This window comes from Oleiphilus sp. HI0132 (genome assembly GCF_001635845.1).
In genome coordinates, this window is the sequence record NZ_LWGJ01001544.1 from 1 (window position 1) to 1,839 (window position 1,839).

Annotated in this window: 3 protein-coding genes; 2 read left to right on the top strand and 1 reads right to left on the bottom strand. The window is 43.9% G+C overall.

The genetic code is table 11. From position 1 onward, the window contains the following. Both A3766_RS23735 and A3766_RS23740 read left to right on the top strand, forming a co-directional pair. Window positions 1–701: peptidoglycan-binding protein (locus A3766_RS23735; protein ID WP_231882978.1), on the top strand; the 701-nt coding region annotated here is incomplete at its 5' end. A 1-nt stretch (window position 702) separates the two neighbouring features. After that, on the top strand, window positions 703–1,530 hold the full coding sequence (locus tag A3766_RS23740) for a general secretion pathway protein GspB (protein WP_068510690.1): 828 nt from the start codon (window positions 703–705) through the stop codon (window positions 1,528–1,530). A gap of 4 nt (window positions 1,531–1,534) precedes the next feature. Here A3766_RS23740 and A3766_RS23745 read toward each other — a convergent pair. After that, on the bottom strand, window positions 1,535–1,839 hold a 305-nt coding region (locus A3766_RS23745), incomplete at its 5' end, for a zinc metallopeptidase (protein ID WP_068643096.1).

The following is a 1,839-nucleotide window of genomic DNA, read 5'->3' on the forward strand; positions in this document are numbered from 1 at the left end:
GTACTTCAGCAGAAGAAGTGGCAGATTTACAGCAATTTTCAACTACGGAAAAAAGCCCCGCTAAGGCTCCTTATGCTGATAACTCATCAATACAGATCCCGATCATTAACGACCTATCTTCTCTCAAAACCCAGAAAGATGATCGATATCATGCATATCGCATGATTTTAGAGCGTTGGGGAATCGACTATCCTTTAGCCCCCTTTATGCTGGCCTGTGATTACGCCGAAATGTACGGTCTTAAGTGCTTGCATAAAAATGGTAATTGGCGCTCGTTACTAAAGTTAGACCGACCCGCGGTGTTAACCCTAGTCAATGACTATGGCGAGTCGCTATATATCGCAATACTGGGGGTTGAAGGTAGTGATGCCTTGGTTTCACATAAGAATGAGAAGTATTGGGTTTCTCTTGACGAAGTTGATCGCTACTGGTTTGGGGAGTACTCAATTGTTTGGAAGGTTCCTCCTTACAAATCGAATCTCGTAATGCCAGGACAGAAAAAAGAAGAGGCATGGTTGAGGAAAAGCTTGTCTCGACTCAGTCAGTATAAAGCCAATAAAAGCGAACCAATTGAAGACCAGATTAAGCGCTTTCAAGCCAGCTCAGGCCTTGTGCCTGACGGCATCGCGGGCAGCATGACGCTGATTCATATAAATTCGCGCCTTAACTTAGGCGTCCCTCGACTTATGGGGGCGAATTAGCATGTCATACATTTTAGACGCCTTGAAAAGGTCAGAACAGGATAGGCATCAAGAGAAGGTTTCTTCGATTAATAACGATATGATGGTAATGCCAAGGAATATGTCGCGACAGCCTCTTTGGCCTTACCTCCTAATATTTGTCCTTTTACTTAATGCAGGTGCGTTGATATTTTATTTTCTAGGCAGCAATTCTACTGATGAGAGTGGAAGCTCTGAAAATAGCCTGTTAACTGACAATAAAGCACTCTCCTCGACTGAGCCGGACATTAAGGATACTGGCCGTAAAACCAAGGCACTTCCATCCCATCTCATTGATAAAGCACCCATTCAAGCAAAGCCTCTTCCTATTCTAAAGGATGACTTTTCCGATAAACGCTCTGCTAAGGAGGATAAAGAGCCAGTCGAAGCTGACGATGTTATCCGACCTAAAGCGGGTGTTAAGCGCATCAGCCCGCCGCTTGCCGAGCCTTATTCCGAAGCAGCCCCGGTTTCTAAAGCTGTCGAGGAAAAAATATTGCCGACAAGTGTGAACGACGAGAGCGATAGAAGCAAACAAATTAGTAGTGCACCAAATGCATTTTCAGACCTTCCTCTACTAAGTGAAATGAATATTAGCTTTCAAAGGGGGGTTCCGACAATAGAATTTAGCAGTCATATCTACTCTTCAGAACCGAGCGCACGAAGAGCCATGATTAATAATTTGTACTTAAGGGAAGGGGATGGTTTCTCTGGCTTAGTCATTAGAGAAATTGGAGAGTTTTATCTTGCGCTAGACAAGCAAGGAACCATCTTCAAAATACCGGTATTGCGCGACTGGCAAGCGCCATAGAACGTTAGCGCCGCAATATGGCTAGCCATCGCCAGACATTCAATACACTTGCTAGAGTTGCCGCGACGTAAGTCATTGCAGCAGCTTTAAGAATCTTACGGCAAGGCTCGATTTGATCATCTTGCAGATAGTTACCTTCGGTAATTATCGGAAGTGCCTTGTTAAAACTTGCATCCCACTCCATAGGCAATATTACTAATTGAAGTGCCACTGAAATAAAAACAGCACAAAGCCCGCATAGTAAGCTAATAATTCCGAGTTGTGGTACCTTAAAAATAACAACAAGAACCGGAATAATCCCAAGCATTG

Excerpts from the sequence above, each read along its gene's own strand:
- A3766_RS23740 (WP_068510690.1), top strand. The coding sequence starts at position 703 with ATGTCATACATTTTAGACGCCTTGAAAAGGTCAGAACAGGATAGGCAT.